We start from the raw sequence: 23,009 nt of genomic DNA on the forward strand, positions 1-23,009 counted from the left end.
GAGGTATAGGTGCTATGATAGGCATCACTCAGTCCGTGTTGGGGTTTGGGATTTTTCGCAATTGATCAGATCGCAAAAATCGGACTGAGTTCCCTCCAAGTGATCTATTATTTTGAAAAGTTATTTATATCACATTAATAATAATGCCGAAAAACATATAATATATATTTTTTTATTATATTTGATTTTAAATTTTAACTAATGTAAAAATCAATTATCTTATTTTCTATTATTTCTTTATAATTTTCCGCTTATAAGAATCATAACCTGATGTGCTCGTATCTGACGAGTCTAACACAAGCCTCAGTAGTCAGAAATGACGAATCCGGCCGCCTTTAAATCTATTATGCCTTTATTTCGTATGTTCATTACTGGAACAATAAAAGTGAATAAAACATGAGGAACATCACTATTTACGGTAAAAAATCTTACAGCATTAATCATGCAATAGTGGTAAAAATAACATCAATAAATTATCAAAAATGAGGTTTTTTATGTCAAATAGCATTTTACAAGCACTCACTTTATTGAAGTCAAAAAAATGGGTCGATTTGACGCATAGCTTCGATAAAGATTCTCCACATTTTTTTATGCTTGATTCAGCAGAGTTTAAAACACTTTTTGATTACAAAGATGGCTTTTTTGTTCAGCAATTTTCTTTTCCCGGCCAATATGGGACTCACATTGACGCTCCCTGCCATTTTGTTCCTAATACCCGTTATGTTGATGAACTGGAATTAAAAGAATTAGTTTTACCTTTAATCGTGCTTAATCAATCAGAAAGAGCAAAACAGGACCCCAACTTTTCACTTTCTAAAGAAGATATTCTTAAATTTGAAGAAGAATATGGAATTATTGAGGCAGGTACTTTCGTTGCGCTCAGAACTGACTGGAGTAAACGCTGGTCATCTCAGGAAAAAATGGACAATAAAGATGATTCTGGTAATAACCAAATACCTGGGTGGGGAATAGATGCCCTTAAATTTTTATTTGAGGAGCGTCATATTAAAGCCATCGGACATGAAACATTTGATACCGACGCCGCTAAAGATTTTAGAAAGAATAATGCCTTGTTGGGCGAAGATTATGTATTAAAGCAAGATACTTATCAGATAGAACTTTTGGCTAATTTGGACCAAGTACCTGTACGTGGCGCAGTTATTTTCAATATTGTAGCCAAACCTAAAAAAGCCTCTGGTTTTCCTGTTCGTTCGTTTGCCATACTGCCATGACTACTCCATCCTTGTGCCGTATATTCATTACGGCATTATATACCCGTTATCTTTCAAGCTGCCTCTTTGTTGGCTGCACTCGCTCACCCCGGTCACATCGTTACCTATGCTCCCGGGGATTCACTCCCTTGCCGTCGCGATCCATCTTGAAATCCATAGGGTATAGTCACCATCATGATTTTTCGATGAAATGCGTTTTTTATCTCCGTAACTTGGCACAAAGCAACAGTAAAGTGGTATGTCATGTGTTGAATATGGTATAAAACCCGCCGTTTTTTCTTATGAACCATTTTGCAAAGGATATTGTTTGCTACAATATACCTATTTCTTGTTCGTCATTTAAGGTAACCAGGTGAATATTCAGGCGATTCTTTCAGAAAAAGTCAGCCAAGCGCTGATTGCAGCAGGTGCTCCAGCCGACAGCGAAGCTCACATCCGCCAATCCGCGAAAGCGCAATTTGGCGACTATCAGGCCAATGGTGTTATGGCCGCCGCGAAAAAAGTGGGTATGCCTCCCCGACAACTGGCAGAAAAAGTTGTTAACCTGCTAAATCTGCAAGGTATCGCCAATAAAGTTGAAATCGCTGGCCCCGGCTTTATCAATATTTTCCTTGATAAAGCGTGGATTGCAGCCAATATCGAAACTGCACTGAAAGATGAAAAGCTGGGCGTTACGCCAGCCAAACCACAAACTATTGTTGTCGATTATTCCGCCCCCAATGTTGCGAAACAGATGCACGTTGGTCATTTGCGCTCCACGATTATTGGTGATGCCGCCGTCCGCACACTTGAATTCCTCGGTCATAAGATTATCCGCGCTAACCATGTGGGTGACTGGGGAACCCAGTTCGGCATGCTAATTGCCTATTTGGAAAAAGTGCAAAACGAAAATGCCAGCGATATGGCATTGTCCGATCTGGAAGCTTTCTATCGCGAAGCCAAAAAGCATTACGATGAAGATGAAGCGTTTGCCATCCGCGCCCGTAGCTATGTCGTAAAACTACAAGGCGGTGATGAATATTGCCGTACCATGTGGCGCAAGCTAGTGGATATCACGATGGCCCAAAATCAGCAAACCTATGATCGTCTAAATGTCACGCTGACTAAAGATTCTGTCATGGGTGAAAGTCTGTACAACGATCTGCTACCCGGTATTGTCGCTGATCTGAAACAGCAAGGGCTGGCAGTGGAAAGCGATGGTGCAACCGTGGTTTACCTTGATGAATATAAAAACAAAGAAGGTGAACCGATGGGCGTTATTATCCAAAAGAAGGATGGAGGTTATCTTTACACCACAACCGATATCGCCTGCGCAAAATACCGTTATGAAACCCTGCACGCGGACCGCGTTCTTTACTACATCGATTCCCGTCAACATCAACATTTGATGCAAGCCTGGACCATCGTTCGTAAAGCTGGTTATGTACCAAAATCCGTGTCACTGGAACACCATATGTTCGGCATGATGTTGGGCAAAGATGGCAAACCATTTAAAACTCGCGCCGGCGGTACTGTCAGATTGACCGATCTATTGGATGAAGCTATTGAACGTGCCAACACCCTTATCCGTGAAAAGAACCCGGATATGCCAGAAGATGAATTGAAAAAAGTGGTTGAAGCTGTCGGTATCGGTGCCGTGAAATACGCTGATCTCTCCAAGAGCCGTACCACAGATTACATCTTCGATTGGGATAATATGCTCGCCTTTGAAGGCAATACCGCGCCTTATATGCAATATGCTTACACCCGTGTTGCCTCCATCTTTAAACGTGCCGAAATCGATGAAAGCAGTCTGACCCTACCGGTTATCCTAAATGAAGATCGTGAACAAACATTGGCCACCCGTTTGTTACAATTTGAAGAGGCCATTACCACCGTCGCCCGTGAAGGTACACCACATGTGATGTGTGCTTACCTGTACGATTTGGCTGGTCTATTCTCCTGTTTCTATGAACACTGCCAAATCCTCAATGCGGAAAGCGAAGAGTTGCGTCAAAGCCGCCTGAAACTGGCGCTCCTGACCGCTAAGACATTGAAGCAAGGTCTGAATACATTGGGGATTGAGACGATAGAGCGGATGTAACAGGATAATCGCTGTTTTTCTGAAAAATTGGCGTGATTGGGCATATCTATTATCGCCTTATCACGCCTGTCACAATAGGCACTGCCACTCTTTATAATCCCCAACGCGACCACCACCCGCTGAGCGAATCCGCTTGTTACAATTAATGTTCATATATACCCTATGGATTTCAAGATGCATCGCGACGGCAAGGGAGCGAATCCCCGGGAGCATAGGTAACTATGTGACCGGGGTGAGTGAGTGCAGCCAATAAAGAGGCAACTTGAAAGATAACGGGTATAAGCTAACTCAGCGTCTGACGTGGATATTCAACCTGAGTGTCATTCCAACGTCGGATTGCATCATTATTGTGCTACTGTGATTGTGCTACTGGCAAAGCTGGAGTAGGAAAAGCCACCTGTTGCCAATCACGCTCAGCAACTAATCGAATCAATTGACAATAGCTGTCATGCATGGCCTTGATGGTATCGGCTTCAAACAGTTGTTCGACGTAATCCCATTCAGCAACAAATCCTTCATCAGTTTCATAAGCCCTATGATCCAGCCAGACCTGTGGAGTTTGGGAAATGGAATATTGCATCCCCTGATAGCTTTCATCCAACGGTAACTCAAACATGCTGGCTTTGCTACTCACCCCCAATACACTGGTTAACATAACCGGAGCAATAACGGTATTGTCTGGTAGCTCTCTCTGCTGTTTCAACATACGTTGTACATCAACCCCATCAAACAGATTATGTTCAATATCCTGCAACAGTGCGCCATGAACCTGTTCAAGTTGCTGACAAATCGAAATATCCGTACGATTTTGGTAAGCGAAGAGACTTAAGACGGTAAAATCACCAATAATCTGATTAACCTGCGGATGAAGTGGCAAGCGATTAAACCGTGTCAAATTAAGGCAAATCTGCTCTTGTCCGGCCCAATAGCAAAGGGTTCGGCTATAAAGTTCAACAATCAACGCCGTTGGGCTAATACTGTAATGTTGACATTTATCCAATAATTTCTGCCATATCGATTGTGGAATAACGCCACTGATACGTTGGAAATGAGGTTTACCCATTACAGCAGGACGTATTGCCAAAGGCAGATTCATTTCAAGTGACATGGAGCTGGCTTTCTGTCGCCAATAATTCTCAGCTTGCGTGAACAACGCACTGTTCCGTGCCCGCTCATACTGCAAATGATAATCACGATAGGTAATATCCAACACCGGTAACGGCAATTCTGGCTGCTGATAGAGCTGAATCCATTCTGAAAACAGAATTTCAAAGCTGGTCATATCAATGATGATCGCATCAAAGCTGATATGCAGAATGTATTTGCCTGCGTACTCACTTAACAGAATGTCGAATAGCGGATAACGTTCTGGCGCATAAACTTTATGTGAAAATTGTTCGCGCAGTGCCATAAATTCGGTATCCGTTGTGATCTGCCGATATGAGATATTGTAGTAAGGCACACTGTTTAGATAACGCTGTTCACCATTTTCAAATATCGTGCATAACGAAGGATGACGTGAGATAAGTTGGTTGAATGTCAGTTCTAAATGCCGATGATCCAATTGTCCAAAGACAAATTCACTGTAGATATGGGTTGATACCTCACTCAGTTCAAAACTCTTGAAGCGACCCAAATAGTAAGTTTGTTGAACATTATTCAGTGGGAACGGATGATAACGGTGTTCCAAATCAGCACGTTTAATCAGGTAATCCCGATACATGAATTCGCCACGACCCACCTCCACCAATGGAACTAAGCGAGAGATCATTTTCTGCTGGAAAATATCTCTAATTTTCAGATCACAATTCAACTCAGTATTTATCTGATTAACCAGATGAATCGCTGATAGGCTACTTCCTCCCAAACTAAAAAAGTCGTCAGTAATGCCAACTTGAGTTTGCCCATCACCTAATACCTGACTAAAGATCCGACACAATATCCGCTGGCACTCCGTGTAAGGCGCAACATAGTGTTGCTGCTCATGTAACTGAATGGCTGGCAGCGCTTTGCGATCCACCTTGCCGTTGGCATTTAACGGAATATTTGCCAGGAACATATAGGTACTGGGCAACATATAATCAGGCAGCAACGGCGTGAAAAAATCCGTCAGCAGTTGGCGATCCAAAGGCGCATTAGCCTGATAATAAGCAGCAAGGAAAGGTTCCCCGCCCGGAGTAACGGATTGCTGTAAAGCCACCACCGCACGCTGGATACCCGGATATTGCTGTAATACCGACTCAATTTCCCCCAATTCAATCCGGTGCCCACGCAATTTAATCTGATTGTCAACTCGACTGATATATTCCAGATTACCGCAAGGTAAATAACGAACCCGATCACCGGTTTTATACATGATTGGCCCAGGCCAGTTTTCCCCTGTGCAATAGAATGGGTTAGATATAAATTGACTACGGGTCAACTGTGGATTACCAAAATACCCACGTGCCACACCGGCCCCTGAAATATGCAGCTCACCAATCACACCAGGAGGAACCGGACAACCTGACTCATCTAAAACATAACACTGGGTATTGGCTATCGGTTTGCCGATTAGCACCTGTGGCTGTTCAACATTTAGTAAGCAACCCGTTGACCAAACACACGTTTCCGTCGGGCCATACATATTCCATGTCTGCATGGTCATCTTCGCTAACCGCCGTGCCAAATCATTGGAGACCGCTTCTCCGCCACATATCGCCCGAACTGGCAGAAATTGCCCATCCATCTGTAAAATGATCTGTTGCCAGAATGAAGGAGTTCCTTGCATCAAGCTGACACGGTACGTTTCCAGATAATGTTTTAGCCTATTCGTTTCGAGTAATTGACGTTGATCCGCTAATACCACGGTGGCACCAAACATTAGTGGCATAAAAATTTCCAATTTGCATATATCAAACGCCAACGTCGTAATAGCCAAAAAGCGATCCTGAGATGTCAATGCAATACGCCGCTGCACATCATTAAACACATTCAGAAGATTGCCGTGTTCGATGGCGACACCTTTCGGCTTACCCGTTGTACCGGAAGTATAGGTAACATAGGCTAAATCATGAGGTTGCACTTTTAATTCAGGGTTGCTGGTCGGTTCATCAGAGAAAATATCACTGCCCGCCTGACTATTGAGATATAAATGCTGCACGCCCTGAGGTAAAAAACCTGTAGGAACAGGCTGCGAAGTCAATAGCAACACCGGCTGGGCGTCTTCAAGAATCGAATGAGTTCTGATAGCCGGTGACTGGGTATCAATGGGAACGTAAGCGCATCCCAATTTAAGTATCGCCAACAATGCGACGAACAAATCGGCTTCACGGGACATCATGATCGCCACCCGATCACCAATTTCCAGACAATAGTGCCGCATCATATAGCTCGCAAGCTGATTGGCTCGCTGATTCAGTTCGCCGTAACTCATCGCAACTTGTTCAGTCAATACCGCCGGATGGTCTGGTGCCAAATTGACTTGCTGTTCAAACAGCGCGGGGATGGTGGTGTGCGGATAATCGCATTGTGTTTGATTATTCTGATAATAATAACGTTGCAACAAGTTTTCCGGTAACTGCGCCAATGCCATAAAACTGACTTTTCCCTGCTTAAAATCAGGCAAGCGACGCATAAATTCGGCAATATAATCGGCAACCGCACTGAAAAAAGGTATCCCCTGACGGAAGTTCAGCGTCAAGCTTTGGCTAACACTGTGCCAATTCAGACTCAGATTAAGATTCTCTTGGTCCCAATTCGGCTGGCAATCCACAAACACCGCGACACCCGGTACAGGCAGTGCGGATGAAACGCTTAAAGGATCATAAAAGGGGTTATCCAATTCACCGGACCAAAGGCAATCTATCTCATTTCGCAAACCGACATATTTCTCAACGCCTGTTAGTAACTGATAGTGATTCAACCGACGCTGATCATGATTCCAATCGAAACTGTAAAGTACAGAGCGGCGGGCATTAAATAAGAACTGTAGCAACAACGCCAATAACGCAACATCTTCCTGTTGGAAAATCCCCGTAACCGGTAATGTGACAATTTCTCTTTCACTTTGCTCAAGGTTAATTTCATCTTGCAGAACAAAACAGGTGTAATGTTGGCTCTGCTCGGCCAACACCCATTGCTGGTTACGCATCTGTTCCTGCGCCTGATACCATAGCGATATATCATTTTTACTGGGATACCACTGGGGTGTATGCTCCAAATCGTAACGGCAAAAAGTAATCAAACCGTCAATAAAAAGTTCCGCCAACAATTCATGAGCCTGTACTGATCGATACGCTTCCCAAGCCAATTTTTTTTCTGCCAATATCTGCCAACTTCCACCATGCTCACCCACAACCTGAAATAAAGCGGCCTCTTCTTGGTTAAAAGCCACTAACTTAATCGCAGCCGCCGCAGAAATCGCGGGCATCATGCCGTAACAAAACTCGCAATCAATAGCATAATCCGCAATATGCTCATGTGAAATCAGCATGAAATTATGCTTAAATGCGGCTTGCCAGGCTGCTTGCTGCTCTACATCATCGGCTACCACATAAACAAAGTGTCCCGCGTCCAATAGATAACGGACAACATGAGAGCTTAGCTGATCCAAATGAGCGCCAGTGAGTATGTTAAGTATTCTCATAACGTATCACTCCCTCACCGAGCTGACATGATGAGGGTTAACGGCAACCAGAACAGGTACCCCCCTATTTTCGTTATAATTAACTTCCTGTATCAAAATTAAGCTTTGACGATTAATCAAACGGGTTTTAATTTCTTTTACCACACTCTTGAGTTCTGCCATTGATACGGTTTGATGAGACATTACATTACTCATTTCCTCGGCTCCTCTCATGAAATAACCCATCCAATATTTTCAAAACCACGCCGAACCGCTTGATGTTCAAGCACCCCCGCTCTCTTTAATGCCAATAAAACATTTTTTACAATAGGGACATCGGGCGTTACCTCAAATCCCTGATATATTCTCTGTACTGACTTCTCACTATAAGCCCGATCATTCGTAATACTGCTTAGGAGTTCGGTATTAAACTGTTTCTCTGATTCAATATTAAGATAAAGTTTAACGAAGTCAGCAATATGCTGACCAATTCCATAAGTTTCATCATCACTCATATGATGCCAGGTATATTGTAATAATTCATGGAAATATAGATAATGCCTGGATTCATCATTCATGTGGTCATTAACATAATATTTTATTGAAGGATGAACATTTTCACTGTTGAAAAACTCCACCAACTCTTTCACCAGCGTTGTTTCAAAAATACAGACTGCAATTATTTCAAACAAATCATGGTAACGAGGAGAAAGACGCGACATTATCTCTGAAACCGCAACATAAGCATCTGATATAGGATAAGATAACTCTTTTATATCAGGAAATTTAGCCTTCAACTGGTTCATCATATTTCTGGCAATATAAACATGATAATATTCATCAATCACAATCGTATAAGCATTAATTTTCATCTGCTCATGATATTTCACTGATAAATCATTATAGATGATTTTATTACAGGCTGAATTAATGAGTTTAATTTCAAGATTAATAATATCATTCAAATATTTAAAAAATGCTTGTATCAAAATCTCATTTTTAATTTCATAACTAATATGTTGTAAACTCTCATCAAGTAACAAAGGCTGTTTTTCTTCAGGAAAGAAAAAACCGGGTATATCAAAGTCAATATACTTCTCTGGCCGGGTTCTTATTGAAGCCCGTTGTTCCCATTTAGCGGTATAAGAGGACAATAATCCCCCCTTTGACAATACATTGCCAATCAGTTCTGAACTCATGTGTCGTTCCTTATTTTAGGATAAAGCTGCTCCTCAATGTACATTCCAGTATCTGAACACTATTCATGCCCATTATTTTGACAATAATGGTCTGCTGCATCAATAACGCCTACTGGAATAAGCTCTCGATGTTATATAAGGTAAGATATTCACCCCAACTTAATAGAGAATACTATTCATAATTCATACCAACGGCTCCGTTAATTTCCATAATTAAAAAGACTAAGACTGATTACCCCTGATAAAACAATCTACAGAGAAAAAATTGACAAGTTGAGAGTGGTTAGCAACCTATTTCATTAGGTGACGTTATTTACCCATTTTCCTCCTATGTTACCCAGAAATTTTAACATCATCCATCTCATAATTTCCTATTTTCACCCATAGGAACATTGATTAATAATAACATAAATATCAATACGATAGATAAAGAAACATACAATTCAGTTTCTAAAGAATTAGAGATAACAATCTGCTGAATAACCCCGCCAGCAACACTAAAATTAACTGTCATATCAGCAAAGCCAATAACAGATCTATCAGCTTCGACATCTCCAAGCAGTAAAGAGATATTTGAGATTATTGATGATGGGAAAAATTTATAACACATAGTTCCATATATTCCTTAGAAATAGTTTACTAGTATTACAAATATCTAATTAATATCACATAACGAATATAGTCTATATGATAACTATGTTCCAGAACAGCATTCCTTATAATATTTATAGAAGAAATACGACCTGACACACATAATTAATTTTTCAATAAAATACTATTCAATCGAGTGACTATAATAGTCTAGTTACCACTGATTTATAAAAACTTATAACAATTAAATATATTACTTTTCATTCATAAATCGGATAAAAAATCAAATTGAACAATTGAGCATGTCAATAATTTCAACACAGAGAAATATAAATACAGCAAAATAACTTACCTGACAGGCATAAATAATCAATAGATAATAGATATATACTCAAGATACTTCAAAGTGCATGTTTGAAAAACGATTATGTTGTTGAATTTAAATGTTTTTATGTCTGACGACTCAAGCATCTTGAAGTTCATTCGGTATATACCCGTCATCTTTCAAGTTGCCTCTTTGTTGGCTGCACTCGCTCACCCCGGTCACATAGTTACCTATGCTCCCGGGGATTCACTCCCTTGCCGTCGCGATGCATCTTGAAATCCATGGGGTATAGTAGTAAACTCTAGAAAAAACAAGTAAAAGTCATAAATAAATCAATACATTACTCCCGGGGATTTGCTCCCTTGCCATCGCGATGCATCTTAAAATCCATAGGGTATGTAATCATTAGCTGATATCCCAGTAACCTCAGAAAACTCAAGCTCAGCTTGAGCTAACAATAACTACCGGGATACCTCAATTTATTAAAAACTGCGGTGGGCAAAATCTTTTAGCCGAAAACCCATCAGCACCAACGCAGCAAAATAGCTGCTTGCCCCGGCGATAACGACCACCATCAATCGCAACAGGCGCATAGCCATATTTCCCTGCTCCCATGCTGGCATTAACCATAAAGTAACAGCTAATACGGTAATCATTACCGCAATTGCCACAACCAGTTTAAATAAGAACCCCCCCCAACCCGCTAACGGCTTAAAAATATTTTTCTTACGTAATTGCCAGTAAAGCATACTAGCATTGAAACAAGATGCCAGGCCAATAGACAAGGCTAACCCGGCATGTTTCAGCGGGCCAACAAAAGCAAGGTTCATGAGCTGAGTCAGAATCAAAGTGACAATCGCAATTTTTACCGGAGTTTTAATATCTCGACGAGAATAAAAACCCGGCGCCAGCACCTTGACAATAATTAGCCCCATCAATCCAAAACAGTAAGCAATTAACGCTTTTTGGGTCATTACTGCATCAAATGCAGTAAAATTACCGTATTGGAATAGAGAAACTGTTAAAGGTTCTGCCAGCATACCTAAAGCAACAGCACAAGGCAGCGCTAATAAAAAACAGAGCCTCAACCCCCAATCCATTAATTTGGTATATTCCTCATGATTTCCGCTGGAAAAACTTTTCGCCAGTGAAGGTAAAAGAATTGTCCCAAGCGCAACCCCCAATACACCTGAAGGTAATTCCATCAAACGGTCAGCGTAATACATCCAGGAGACAGAACCGGACACCAGAAATGAGGCGAAAATCGTATTAATAATTAATGAAATCTGGCTGACTGAAACCCCAAGAAGTGCTGGCCCCATCTGCCGCATAACCCGCCATACGCCACTGTCGCGGAAAGAAATACGCGGTAATACCAGCATGCCGATCTTTTTTAAATGAGGAAGCTGATATAGAAGTTGCAAAATCCCTCCAGCAACAACCGCCCAACCTAATGCCATCACCGGCGGATTACAATAAGGGGCGACAAATAATGCAAACACAATCATGCTGATATTAAGTAACGTCGGAGCGAAGGCAGGAACAGAAAATCGATTCCAGGTATTTAATATCGCGCCTACCAACGAGGCCAGCGATATCAGAAAAATATAGGGGAAAGTAATTCTTAACAGATTTGTTGTCAGCGTAAATTTATCGGCGGTGTCGGTAAAACCTGGCGCGGTAACATAAATCACCCACGGCGCCGCTAAAACTCCCAGTACGGTAACAATTGCCAGAATTAACGTCAGCATACCGGAAACATAAGCAATAAACGTCCGGGTCGCTTCATCACCTTGCTGATTCTTATATTCCGCCAAAATGGGTACAAATGCCTGAGAAAAGGCGCCTTCTGCAAAAATACGGCGCAGTAAATTAGGCAATTTAAATGCAACAAAAAAAGCATCCGCTGCAACACCTGCCCCAAATATGCGGGCAATAATGGCATCTCGGATAAAGCCCAAAACCCGAGAGAACATGGTCATAGAGCTAACCGCAGCCAGCGATTTCAATAAATTCATCGTATTTATCTCAAAATCATGTTAGTTGATTTCCGAACTGCCTATACGACAGTGCAAAAATGGAAAATGAATTATACACGACTGAGATACTTGTAAGCTGTCTATACTTTTTAAGCCGCCTGTGTGTTAGTATAAAAAACAACCAAATTACACCATCTTAATCCAGCTTGCTAAACTACCTATCCAACAGTGCACTGTTGGATATTAACTTTAACCTACTGACGGTTAAAGTTAATATCGATAAAACAATAAAAAACCTTTTTTAAGATAAATAAATTATTATCCAACACAAAACTATGTACAGACGCAAGTTATATACCCTATGAATTTCAAGATGCATCGCGACGGCAAGGGAGCGAATCCCCGGGAGCATAGATAACTATGAGACCGGGGTGAGTGAGTGCAGCCAACAAAGAGGCAACTTGAAAGATGACGGGTATATAATTATTTATTTTCACTCACTCTTTATTTATCTATTTTTTCAATTCAATTACTATTCTTATTAAATAGACCAATCAGAATAATATCTATTTTATGGAATCAAGAAACCATTAAAATTATTTTCATGACAATTAGCCAATAATAAAATATCCAATGAATTATTTAAAGGAATACGGACATGTTTACTTCCAGAGTAACAATTTTACACTTATTATTCGAATCCACTCTTGACTGTTATTTTCCATAAGAAAAGGCAAAATATAATTAAAAAGCCCTTCTGGAAAAAATGAAAGGGCTTATTGTCATATACCTACCAAATTGTCCAACCGGGCATTTTGGCTTAACCCAACGGTGTTACCTGTTTATTAGGGTCTAATATCTTATTAGGGTCTACCGTCTTATTAGGGTCTAACATCAGAATAATTGTATTTGTTACTTGATTCTGAGATGACCCAGCATTCGCTGGTTTCTGAGGCACTTCAGCACTCACTGGTTTTTGAGGTAAATGGGCGTTCACTGCTTTTGGATGCAACGTATACATCCCGCCATTAAATGGATCAAATAAGAGCCAACCAATTAAACCACCAAATAAAAAATTACCCCCAATATACCAACCATTGGCGCTCGCCTTAATTGGTAATGTTACAGACTCCGAATCCTCTCTAGTAAAAGTAACCAGATAGTCTTTCTTACCAAAATAACTTCCATCGGATTTCTCTAAAAGTACATCTTGAGGCGTTTTCCCTTGAGCAACAACCCTACCTAATTCATCTTTGATAGAGAATGTGGCCCCTGATGGATTACTATCAACCTGAACATGCTGAGTTTTATCACCCACAATCGTAGCGCAACCGCTAGTAAACATCACAGCAGCCAAAGACAAGGCAGCAATATTATTCATGGTTAATCATTCACTTTGCTAACAAAAGCGGCGAGTATACATAAATTCATGCTTATGCACTAGAAATCATTAACTTTTATAAGCTGCCAATGTAGCATTGTACCTAGCCTTACTACAAAAAGCTCAAATAGCCACTTCAAAAAACGCACCAATCGAAGTCAGTGCGTCAAAATAAGTCAACTCATTGGAGCTTACTCAGGATAGAACTCTTGGGAAAAGATCTGATTTATATTCCAGATACATTCATCCGGGAACATATCCAGCCCTGTTTCATCGATAGCGGAAGAAACTGCATCAGCCCAAACTTTAGCAAACCAGTTTTCATCAGCAATTGTGCTTTTCAAGCTGGGTGTCTCTTTTATATGCAATGCCAGCGCTTTTCTCCGCTCTTTAATAGTTCGTTGCCAACTTGAACCACGACGCCCAGATTGAAATTGCCACTTCAAAAGATGGGATAACAAAACTGACATACGACTTGCTAGTTCACGTTTTTCACTTTTACCCACGTCCTCAATTTCCTCGGCAATATTAACTATATCGATCTCAGAGAGTTTACCTGCACGCAATAATGCTGCTTGCTCATTCGCCCAAACGACCACATCAGTTTCGTAACAGGTATGACTCATGATTGCCTCCGTTAATAAAAGCTGCCTGTACGGCAGTGAACTTCTTCTCCGTGAAAAGCAACCGTTTGAGATGTTTCTAAGCTGCCTGTACGGCAGTGAACGCCGTGCGGTTGTTGAACGATATCGGGGGGCGTTTCTAAGCTGCCTGTACGGCAGTGAACAGGCCATTATCAGACGGCTTCGTTTATTTTTGTTTCTAAGCTGCCTGTACGGCAGTGAACCAGCCGCGTGATGGATATATACATTTCACTTTTTTCTAAGCTGCCTGTACGGCAGTGAACAAAGTGGTGCAAATTCAAAGTCAATCCCGTCTTTTCTAAGCTGCCTGTACGGCAGTGAACTTGTTTTTACCCCGGTCAAATCTGGCTTGTCCTTTCTAAGCTGCCTGTACGGCAGTGAACAAAAATACCCGCGGCATAAGCTAGCCAATGACTTTCTAAGCTGCCTGTACGGCAGTGAACGTGACTTGACAAGCTTAAACGCGTTCTCAAATTTTCTAAGCTGCCTGTACGGCAGTGAACTGTCAAAATGAAGGTAAGCATTATTTCACATTTTTCTAAGCTGCCTGTACGGCAGTGAACATTCAGCCCATCCACATAATGCGGCTTCAATTTTTCTAAGCTGCCTGTACGGCAGTGAACGCTAGATTATGCAGTTGCTATTTGCGAGGGATTTTCTAAGCTGCCTGTACGGCAGTGAACGATGAGTGTATGTCTTTAAATTAGACAAGTAATTTCTAAGCTGCCTGTACGGCAGTGAACAATCTCATCTACTAATAATGGTCCCACTGTACTTTCTAAGCTGCCTGTACGGCAGTGAACTGTTACATATTAACTTTAAGCTACTGACAGTTAAAGCATATATTGATAAAACAATGAAAAAACCCTTTTTTACAGGAGAAATAATATTCCATTAAAAATCAATAGATTAAAATCCACCCTCAAAAAAGGGTCAAAAATAAGGTGTGGAGAAGGCAGATTTTCAATGGTGATTTAATTCATCATGACTAATTTACTTTATCTGGTGACAGTGCAGCTTAACAATCAACTTTTTCCACTCCATTTTTCATCTGTCAATGCGGTTAATACGTGATCCTGCCAAACGCCATTAATCATCAGGTATTTCTTAGCATAGCCTTCACGTTCAAAACCCAATCGTTCCAATAACTTCCCACTACGATGATTATCCGGCATATAATTAGCCATAATCCGATGCATCCCCTGTTGGCGTTGCATATAACGGATAGCTGGTTGTAAAGCTTCATACATCAACCCTTTTCCCTGCCACTTTTCACCAAGCGAATATCCCAAATAACAGGCATGAAAAGCACCACGCAGAATATTACTGAAATTGGCAACACCAATAACTTCACTCTCATTTGAATCAAGCAGCAGAAAATGAAAAGCCGCACCCTGTCTTTGCATTTCTATGATTAAATTCAATCGATTTATCCAACCGGAAGGCTGACAATGACTTCTATCTCTGGTCGGCTCCCAAGGTTTAAGAAACTCGTGATTTTCTGAATAGTACTCAGCCAAACGATAAGCATCCCGCTCGTACACCAAACGCACCACCATTCGTTCCGTGATCAGACGAACTTTCGGTAAAGTGGAATGATAACCAAACATTATTTCTCCCTAACTATACCTGTCATCCTTCAAGTTGCCTCTTTGTTGGCTACACTCACTCACCCCGGTCACATAGTTATCTATGCTCCCGGGGATTCGCTCCCTTGCCGCCGCGATGCATCTTGAAATCCATAAGGTATATGTTAATTTATCAGTTAAAAATTTAAGTTATTTATCTGTAAAAAACAGCTTCCAGTCATTACTTTACGACAAAAAAATATTATCCATAATTCACTATCCTAGTGTCCGAATTAAGTACAGAATATATAAAGAACTCTATTGTCCTCTCTTCTTACTACTCCAATGGTGAGCAATGTCACTGGTTTCACAAGCACGTAGCCTGGGTAAGTACTTCCTGTTATTCGATAACATGCTGGTCGTTCTGGGTTTCTTCGTCGTTTTTCCTTTAATATCAATACATTTCGTTGAGCAACTGGGTTGGGCGGCGCTGGTTGTCGGTTTTGCGCTTGGTTTACGTCAGTTTGTACAACAAGGTTTAGGCATTTTTGGTGGCGCAATCGCAGACCGTTTTGGCGCGAAGCCGATGATCGTCACCGGCATGCTGTTACGCGCTCTTGGTTTTGCTTTAATCGCCTTAGCCACCGAACCGTGGATACTGTGGCTTGCCTGCATATTATCCGCACTGGGGGGTACCTTATTTGATCCTCCCCGGACCGCACTGGTCATCAAACTAACCCGACCACACGAGCGCGGCCGTTTCTTCTCGCTGCTGTTGATGCAGGACAGTGCCGGCGCGGTTATCGGCGCACTGATTGGTAGCTGGCTGCTGCAATATGATTTCCAACTTGTCTGCTGGACAGGTGCCGGTGTTTTCGTTCTGGCAGCCATCTGGAATGCATTATTTCTCCCTGCCTACCGGATTTCTACTACCCGCACTCCCATCTGGGAAGGGATGGAGCGCGTTATTAAAGATCGTCGCTTCTTCACCTATGTGTTGACGTTGACCGGCTACTTTATGCTGTCTGTCCAGGTGATGTTAATGTTCCCGATTATCGTCAACGAAATCGCCGGAACACCCGCTGCGGTAAAATGGATGTACGCAATTGAAGCAACCCTATCGCTCACTTTGCTGTATCCGATCGCCCGTTGGAGCGAAAAACGATTCCGGCTAGAACAGCGTCTAATGGCCGGGCTTTTCCTAATGAGCCTGAGTATGTTCCCTGTCGGTTTGATTGGTGAAATAAATACCTTGTTTGGCCTTATTTGCCTGTTCTATCTCGGCACCATCACCGCTGAACCTGCCCGTGAGACATTAAGTGCTTCACTAGCTGATCCACGTGCGCGTGGTAGTTATATGGGATTCAGCCGTCTTGGTCTGGCATTGGGTGGTGCCTTGGGTTATACCGGCGGTGGTTGGTTATATGATACCGGCCATGCGCTGAACATTCCGCAATTGCCTTGGTTTCTGCTTGGGATTATTGGCTTGATAACGCTGTATGCCCTGCACCGTCAATTTAACCAACGTAAGATTGAATCTGCCATGCTGAGTGGCAATTAATGAGGTAAAATCCGCCCTCCAAAATAAAGGAGTCGATATGAGAAAATTTTTCTTGGGGGCAGTCTTGCTGCTAGCGGGGTTAATCAGTGGTTGTGATCAGTTCAAAGATGTCAGTATCAGCGAAGAGTTAATTAATGGTTATCTAGCAAAACACGTCCATTACCAGAAACAGATCGAATTACATGGTATTGCCAATGCGGATATTGAATTGACAGAACTATCCAGCCAAATTGGTCGAACAGAACCAAACAAAATAGCGTTAACTGGCCGTGCAAATGTAAATATTACATCCTTGCTTGGCCCAGCTAAAGCCGATATGAAACTCACCCTGAAAGCACAACCTGTTTTTGAGCAGGAAAAAGGGGCTATTTTTCTGAAAGAGTTGGAAATCGTTGATTACCAAATCACACCGGAAAAAATGGAAAAACCGATTAACGCATTACTTCCTTATCTGAATAAATCACTCAGTGCTTTCTTTGATATTCATCCTATTTATGTAATAAAAGCAGATCATAGTAAAGCTGAAGCCGCGGCTAAAACATTAGCAAAAAGGTTAGAAGTGAAACCTGGCAAATTAGTTATTATGCTGACCGATAAATAATTTTCATCAAAATATAGTAAAAAGGCAAATAATTCGACATTATTTGCCTTTTTATCATTTAAAAATTAAGAATCCAGTTCTTCTCTTAACGCCTGTAACGCTTCACGGGTAATCATTGCTAATGTCCGGTAGAAACCGGTTATTGCATGAGCTTCCACTTTCCCCAGAAATTGCCCACACCATGGCAGCAAATATTCATCAAACAGCACAATTTGCCCCTGAACCTCATCTTCTGCTGCCTGATCTTCCAGCCATGAAGCCCCTAATAGCAGAGAACCAAACTGATCGACTGGCCCATCGGACAATGGCATTCCTCGTTCAGTCAAAAATTGACGAATATCGTTTTCACTCTCCCCGGTATAGTCAGAACGGCGGCCTGGCACGCTAGCATTATCGCCATAAAACAGTGCCATATAATCAGCTTGCATTGCGGATAGATCGCAGTTTTGTTGCAAACGATCCAACAATGCATCTTGCTCCAATGGCCATAATTGCTTCAATTTACCTTCGACAATCATCGTCAGAAGTGGTTTCAGAATCGGGTCTTGCGGTTGACGATTAAATAAAGTCCCTAAAATACGGCAGACTATTGAAAATTCATTCATCTCAGTTTCCAAATAAATAGCAATTTTGCCGTTATTGTCTCCAATAGCCGCCCCTATTGTAAAGAGACGTTATTAATACCCTAGTTTTATATCCACAACTCCGGTTGATAATTCCCCTTGTTCAATTCGTCGAATATTTTCACTAATCGTATCCATAGCAATATCGGGAATAGTAATAGCCGCAATATGTGGCGTCACCGTTATACGGGGGTGAGTCCAGAATGGGTGCATCTCTGGTAGTGGTTCCTCAACAAACACATCCAATGAAGCCCCGGCGATATAACCTTTATCAATCGCCACCAACAGATCATGTTCTACTAAATGGGCACCCCGTGCGATATTAATCAGATATGATTTTGGTTTTAGCTGGCTAAACAGCGATAAACTCAGAATACCACGGGTTTTTGGTGTATCGGGCAGCAAATTGATAAGCACCTTGCTACCGGAGAGAAAATCGCCCAATTGATCTTCACCGTGAAAGCTAACTACATTATTAACCTGTTTTGGAGTACGGCTCCAACAACGCACAATAAAGCCCCATTCAACTAACGTCTGTGCAACACGGCCGCCCAGAACACCGGCACCCAACACACCCACAACAAAATCCTTGCGATCATGAGGTTCGAGTTGTTTCCACATCCTCTGCCCTTGTTGCAGCTTATACTCATCCATGCGTCGCAAATAATGTAAAACCGTTGCTACCGCATACTCCTGCATTTGCAGCCCCATGCCTGCATCTTCAAGCCGCATCAGTGGCACACCGGCGGGTAACATCCCTGGTTTTTGCTGTTCCTGCTTTAAAATCGCCTCGACTCCTGCTCCTAAAATAAAAATCCCCTTCAATCCAGAGCGATTTTCCAACATCTCATAGGGGGGAGCCCAAACCATTGCATAATCCGCATGCTTATTATCGCCGCGTTTCCATTGGCGGATATTGACATTGGGCAATCGTTGCTGCATACCTTGAATCCACTGAGCAGCATCAAAAAAGGGGTGGTAAAAGATAATCTCCACGATTAGTTATCCTCATCTTATTTTTTCACAAGGGTTATCTGATTGAGTGTAGGTTGCAAGTCCCTTTGTTAATCATCGTTACGAAAATTTTGAGAATGTTAAGTAGTTAACGAATTCATTTTTTTCTTATCAAAGGACTTGTACATTTTCTATTTCAGCTGCATCAGATGGATATCAATTCACCGAATTGACTCTTATTTAGCTAACTAATCAAAAAACCAAAGAAAAATATCAGAAGAGTGTTGACGCTTGTAACGCTTTTCCCTATAGTAGCGCCCCGTTGCAGCGACGATGTTAGACAAAGTTGCTGGGATGAAAAAAGATGGTGAGGTGTCCGAGAGGCTGAAGGAGCACGCCTGGAAAGTGTGTATACGTGAAAACGTATCGAGGGTTCGAATCCCTCCCTCACCGCCAGAATTGAAAGAAAGCTCAGGTTAAATACCTGGGCTTTTTTGCTTGCATATACCCCCGATGCAGGGAGGGTCGAGAACCCTCGAACAGGGTTCGACAAAACGGCTTGCCGTTTTGGACCGCCAACGGCGGCCCGTAGGGTGAGCGCAGCGAATCCATCCCTCCCTCACCGCCAGAATTGAAAGAAAGCTCAGGTTAAATGCCTGGGCTTTTTTACTTGCATATACCCCCGATGCAGGGAGGGTCGAGAACCCTCGAACAGGGTTCGACAAAACGGCTTGCCGTTAACTATGAGGATTATCATTAATGAAAATGTTTAACCCACCTCACCCAGGCGAAATTATTGCTGACTCTTTGGAAGAACTAGGTTTAGGAATTCGTGATCTAGCGCGAGCATTGAATGTTGCTCCGTCTACGGCTCAACGTCTAGTATCGTGCAAAGCAGCAGTCACACCAGAGATGGCAATAAAACTGTCAAAAGTACTTGGTAGTTCTCCACGGTTGTGGCTAAAACTGCAAGAAACTTATAGCCTCGATAAAGCAGAAAAGACAGTTGATATTTCCAAACTGACTCCGTTATTTAAACCAGTCCATTTATCTCATACCTAAAAATCAACAACCTCATCTCAGGTTTACCACCAGGGCTTTTTACTTGCATATACCCCTGATCCAATGAGGACGGATATATACCCGTCATCTTTCAAGTTACCTCTTTGTTGGCTGCACTCACTCACCCCGGTCACATAGTTATCTATGCTCCCGGGGATTCGCTCCCTTGCCGCCGCGATGCATCTTGAAATCCATAGGGTATAACAACAATTATACGGATAAAACTATTCAATCGAAATCCCATAGTAATCCCATCGCTTAAATGCTTCTTCTTTACTTACTACGCCTAAATGAGATAAATAATCAATGCCATTTACAGCCCGATAAAAACCAAGAAAATTAGAAATTAAATCCTCACTTTCCTGCCAGGGAATTAATTTGCTTATGGACCTTTGACAACCCCTCTTCCTAAAGAAGCTGCCACAAAAGAGTCAGGAGAATATCAACTATTAAATGCTTGGTTTAAGCTTAAAGCACACCCTTTTTGTGTCCTCGTATTGACACGACGTAAAATTTCAACGAGCACGCCGGGATACTTACCATATTCTCTGCTAATTATCCCGACATCATCAGTAACAATAAATGCTGGGTAACTCGTTGATGACGCATCCATATAACTCATCAAACCCGGCGTTCCATCAGGTACAGGTTTCAATGTTTCAGGATCAAGTGCTCGCGCATATACCCACGGCGGAACACGTTTACGTTGCATCTCATCTTCAAAGAAACACGTGTTGAGTTCAACTTGATTAAATATATCGCGAATCTGACTAATATCACTGAGATTGAAAGTGTCGAATAAAAGATGATTAAAGTCGTCGCGTTTCAGGGATTCTTTTTCGTAACTTTTCCAGCCGCCCCCCGTTATGATATACAGATTTTTATCCCCAGAAAATAAGATATTTTTATCTTTCATATACTGGCAGAGCAAATAAATAAAGTATGGTGAACCGATAAGACAAATATCTTTCCCTCGATTTTTTATTCGTTCAAGACTATTCAATGTCTTAACAAAATCTATTCGCTCTTCTGTTACGGTAAATGTCGTGGGATATAATAATTCTACCAAGCTCATAACATATTTAAACCAAATGTTATGAGCATTAAATCTATCTGGCCCCAAGTTGACCAACTCCATTTGATGATCAAACCAACTACCAACATATTTCATGCCATAACTCACAGAGCCTAAGAGTCTCTCAATACTTAGTCTATCACGCGCCACCTGACTTTTTAAACCACTCGTGCCGCTACTGGTAAACCAACTTTCAATCTCGTTCTCCTGAGAAGTTAATAAGCGAGTAAACTTAAAAACTGATGTTGGGAATACAGGTATGTCATCAATTTCCGTAATATTGTCATCTACTTTGTGTGCCTGACAGTAGTGACGGTATTCTTGACAATGTTTATAGTGATTACGAAATGCATCAAGCACAAGTTTGTTTCTGATTTTTTCCTGCTCATCGTAAGACCAGGCTAATGGATCGCTCGAAAAAATCAAATCATCAATTTCTGAGCTTGCTGTGATGTCTTGTTTATCAATATATGAAGTCATACCTGTTTTACCCCTCCCGATAATTTAGAGAGTATGGCAACATACGCTGCCATACTCTTTTACTACATGTGGTACTTTTTAATATTATCATTAACAATATTGATTACATTTTTTTGGTGCATCAAGTCATTCATTGGTTCAAAGGATAGCAATACACCTTTTGCACCACACTTTTCAATTGCCAGCTTAGCCGCAGCTATACATTCCGTATAATCTCCGACAGCGTTTTCTGTGATTATCTCTTCAAGTTTATTTTCGAGATTTTCATTAGGATACATTTCAAGAACATAATCACGGATAAATTCCCGTGTCTCTTGTTTAGCTTTCTTACTATCTTCGTTATAGTTAACCAATACCATTAACTGATGATCTATCACTGATAAGTCAATGCCATATTCATCAGCAACGGCTTTATACCTTTCAGCATATTCATATCTAACATCATTGGAGTCATCCCACTTAAAGATGAGAGGAATGCCTTTTTTAGCAGCCCACTCAACAATATGATGACTGGTTGCCGTGACATATCTCCGAGGCCCGCCTTGGGTATAAGCATGGGGGTTTACAGATATTTTAGGGAAACTATAAAAATCGTTATCGGGATTACAATAGCCTGTTGTTAAAGCATCGTTAATGATTTCATAACACTCTTCAAACAGTTGCTGTTGATATTCAACAGGGCGATTAAAAAGACGCATTTCATCTTTTTTTTCACAATCACTAAACCCGAAAATAAATCTCCCTTCGCTCAATTGATCCAATAAACAAGCCTCCTCCGCTATTCGGACAGGATGATGAGTTGTAATGATGTGATTCAATGAGCCAATTTTAATTTTTTCTGTTAAACCGAGCAAAAAACCAGAAACAGTCAGAGGAGCACCGACAATACCATTACCTGAAAAATGATTTTCATACACCAAAATCTGTTCAAAATTCAACGTGTCAACATGCTCCGTTATTTCCTGCATGCGAACTATACTTTGTTCTTGAGCAGTTGTTGAATTGATGAAGTTAAGGAAGAACAATCCAAATTTCATTTCTTTTT

The 23,009-nt window shown here is 41.5% G+C and carries 19 protein-coding genes, 1 tRNA gene, 1 other RNA gene, 1 pseudogene and 1 CRISPR repeat array; of the genes and pseudogenes, 9 read left to right on the forward strand and 13 right to left on the reverse strand.

Features of this window, described 5'->3' with window-relative positions:
* The first annotated feature begins 494 nt into the window (after positions 1-494).
* Complete coding sequence (locus CKY02_RS13250; RefSeq protein WP_112895637.1) at positions 495-1,232, forward strand: cyclase family protein; 738 nt, start codon at positions 495-497, stop codon at positions 1,230-1,232.
* Positions 1,233-1,584: 352 nt separating this feature from the next.
* Positions 1,585-3,315, forward strand: coding sequence for an arginine--tRNA ligase (gene argS, locus CKY02_RS13255; protein WP_112895638.1), 1,731 nt, complete (start codon positions 1,585-1,587; stop codon positions 3,313-3,315).
* Between the two features lie 352 nt (positions 3,316-3,667).
* On the opposite strand, the gene CKY02_RS13260 is transcribed toward argS, so the two are convergent.
* The 4 genes from CKY02_RS13260 to CKY02_RS13275 all read right to left on the reverse strand — a co-directional run bounded on the left by CKY02_RS13260 (position 3,668) and on the right by CKY02_RS13275 (position 9,730).
* Positions 3,668-7,942, reverse strand: a complete 4,275-nt coding sequence (locus tag CKY02_RS13260) for a non-ribosomal peptide synthetase (RefSeq protein WP_112895639.1) — start codon at positions 7,940-7,942, stop codon at positions 3,668-3,670.
* 6 nt (positions 7,943-7,948) lie between these two features.
* Positions 7,949-8,137, reverse strand: a complete 189-nt coding sequence (locus CKY02_RS13265; protein WP_112895640.1) for a hypothetical protein — start codon at positions 8,135-8,137, stop codon at positions 7,949-7,951.
* A gap of 14 nt (positions 8,138-8,151) precedes the next feature.
* A complete protein-coding gene (locus tag CKY02_RS13270; RefSeq protein ID WP_112895641.1) occupies positions 8,152-9,120 on the reverse strand; it encodes a diiron oxygenase in 969 nt (322 codons plus the stop codon).
* A 361-nt stretch (positions 9,121-9,481) separates the two neighbouring features.
* Complete coding sequence (locus CKY02_RS13275; RefSeq protein ID WP_112895642.1) at positions 9,482-9,730, reverse strand: hypothetical protein; 249 nt, start codon at positions 9,728-9,730, stop codon at positions 9,482-9,484.
* A 432-nt stretch (positions 9,731-10,162) separates the two neighbouring features.
* Here CKY02_RS13275 and CKY02_RS24650 point away from each other — a divergent pair, with 432 nt between their 5' ends.
* Positions 10,163-10,312: a hypothetical protein gene (locus CKY02_RS24650; protein WP_167405309.1), complete on the forward strand. Its 150-nt coding sequence runs from the start codon at positions 10,163-10,165 to the stop codon at positions 10,310-10,312.
* Between the two features lie 206 nt (positions 10,313-10,518).
* Here CKY02_RS24650 and murJ read toward each other — a convergent pair whose 3' ends face one another.
* From murJ to rimJ, 5 genes and pseudogenes are all read right to left on the reverse strand, one after another.
* Positions 10,519-12,054: a murein biosynthesis integral membrane protein MurJ gene (gene murJ, locus CKY02_RS13280; protein ID WP_112895643.1), complete on the reverse strand. Its 1,536-nt coding sequence runs from the start codon at positions 12,052-12,054 to the stop codon at positions 10,519-10,521.
* A gap of 329 nt (positions 12,055-12,383) precedes the next feature.
* Complete coding sequence (locus tag CKY02_RS26310; protein ID WP_275658219.1) at positions 12,384-12,512, reverse strand: hypothetical protein; 129 nt, start codon at positions 12,510-12,512, stop codon at positions 12,384-12,386.
* 485 nt (positions 12,513-12,997) lie between these two features.
* Positions 12,998-13,396, reverse strand: a pseudogene (locus CKY02_RS13285) (hypothetical protein); the annotation flags it as partial.
* A 191-nt stretch (positions 13,397-13,587) separates the two neighbouring features.
* The gene (locus CKY02_RS13290) at positions 13,588-14,022 is read right to left on the reverse strand and encodes a DUF29 domain-containing protein (RefSeq protein ID WP_112895644.1); all 435 of its coding nucleotides are present in this window, start codon (positions 14,020-14,022) and stop codon (positions 13,588-13,590) included.
* A 13-nt stretch (positions 14,023-14,035) separates the two neighbouring features.
* Positions 14,036-14,843: direct repeats of the CRISPR family, unit length 28 nt; unit sequence TTTCTAAGCTGCCTGTACGGCAGTGAAC.
* A gap of 222 nt (positions 14,844-15,065) precedes the next feature.
* On the reverse strand, positions 15,066-15,650 hold the full coding sequence (gene rimJ, locus CKY02_RS13295; RefSeq protein ID WP_112895645.1) for a ribosomal protein S5-alanine N-acetyltransferase: 585 nt from the start codon (positions 15,648-15,650) through the stop codon (positions 15,066-15,068).
* Here rimJ and CKY02_RS24655 point away from each other — a divergent pair.
* The 3 genes from CKY02_RS24655 (at position 15,636) to CKY02_RS13305 (ending at position 17,770) form a co-directional block, all read left to right on the forward strand.
* Positions 15,636-15,776 carry a hypothetical protein gene (locus CKY02_RS24655; RefSeq protein ID WP_167405310.1) on the forward strand — a complete coding sequence of 47 codons (141 nt, stop codon included), beginning with the start codon at positions 15,636-15,638 and terminating at the stop codon, positions 15,774-15,776. The genes rimJ and CKY02_RS24655 overlap by 15 nt on opposite strands.
* Before the next feature lie 187 nt (positions 15,777-15,963).
* Positions 15,964-17,169: a multidrug efflux MFS transporter MdtH gene (mdtH, locus tag CKY02_RS13300; RefSeq protein ID WP_112876077.1), complete on the forward strand. Its 1,206-nt coding sequence runs from the start codon at positions 15,964-15,966 to the stop codon at positions 17,167-17,169.
* A gap of 37 nt (positions 17,170-17,206) precedes the next feature.
* Positions 17,207-17,770, forward strand: a complete 564-nt coding sequence (locus CKY02_RS13305; RefSeq protein ID WP_112895646.1) for a lipoprotein — start codon at positions 17,207-17,209, stop codon at positions 17,768-17,770.
* A gap of 65 nt (positions 17,771-17,835) precedes the next feature.
* Here CKY02_RS13305 and CKY02_RS13310 read toward each other — a convergent pair whose 3' ends face one another.
* Positions 17,836-18,375 (reverse strand): TorD/DmsD family molecular chaperone, encoded by a 540-nt coding sequence (locus tag CKY02_RS13310; RefSeq protein ID WP_112895647.1) that lies wholly within the window; start codon positions 18,373-18,375, stop codon positions 17,836-17,838.
* A gap of 72 nt (positions 18,376-18,447) precedes the next feature.
* Positions 18,448-19,389, reverse strand: a complete 942-nt coding sequence (gene ghrA / locus CKY02_RS13315) for a glyoxylate/hydroxypyruvate reductase GhrA (protein WP_112895648.1) — start codon at positions 19,387-19,389, stop codon at positions 18,448-18,450.
* A 324-nt stretch (positions 19,390-19,713) separates the two neighbouring features.
* Between ghrA and CKY02_RS13320 the strand changes: the two genes are divergently transcribed.
* From CKY02_RS13320 to CKY02_RS13330, 3 genes are all read left to right on the forward strand, one after another.
* Positions 19,714-19,803, forward strand: a tRNA-Ser gene (locus CKY02_RS13320).
* A gap of 48 nt (positions 19,804-19,851) precedes the next feature.
* Positions 19,852-19,975, forward strand: a non-coding RNA gene (locus CKY02_RS13325) — RtT sRNA.
* Between the two features lie 131 nt (positions 19,976-20,106).
* The gene (locus CKY02_RS13330) at positions 20,107-20,409 is read left to right on the forward strand and encodes a HigA family addiction module antitoxin (protein WP_011146340.1); all 303 of its coding nucleotides are present in this window, start codon (positions 20,107-20,109) and stop codon (positions 20,407-20,409) included.
* A gap of 442 nt (positions 20,410-20,851) precedes the next feature.
* Here CKY02_RS13330 and luxE read toward each other — a convergent pair whose 3' ends face one another.
* On the reverse strand, positions 20,852-21,964 hold the full coding sequence (gene luxE, locus CKY02_RS13335; protein WP_112895649.1) for a long-chain-fatty-acid--protein ligase LuxE: 1,113 nt from the start codon (positions 21,962-21,964) through the stop codon (positions 20,852-20,854).
* A 62-nt stretch (positions 21,965-22,026) separates the two neighbouring features.
* Entirely contained in the window at positions 22,027-23,001 is a 975-nt protein-coding gene (luxB, locus tag CKY02_RS13340; protein ID WP_112895650.1) for a luciferase subunit beta, read from the reverse strand.
* Positions 23,002-23,009: the final 8 nt, after the last annotated feature.

The sequence above is a fragment of the Photorhabdus bodei genome (assembly GCF_003287735.1).
Lineage (GTDB): Bacteria > Pseudomonadota > Gammaproteobacteria > Enterobacterales > Enterobacteriaceae > Photorhabdus > Photorhabdus kayaii.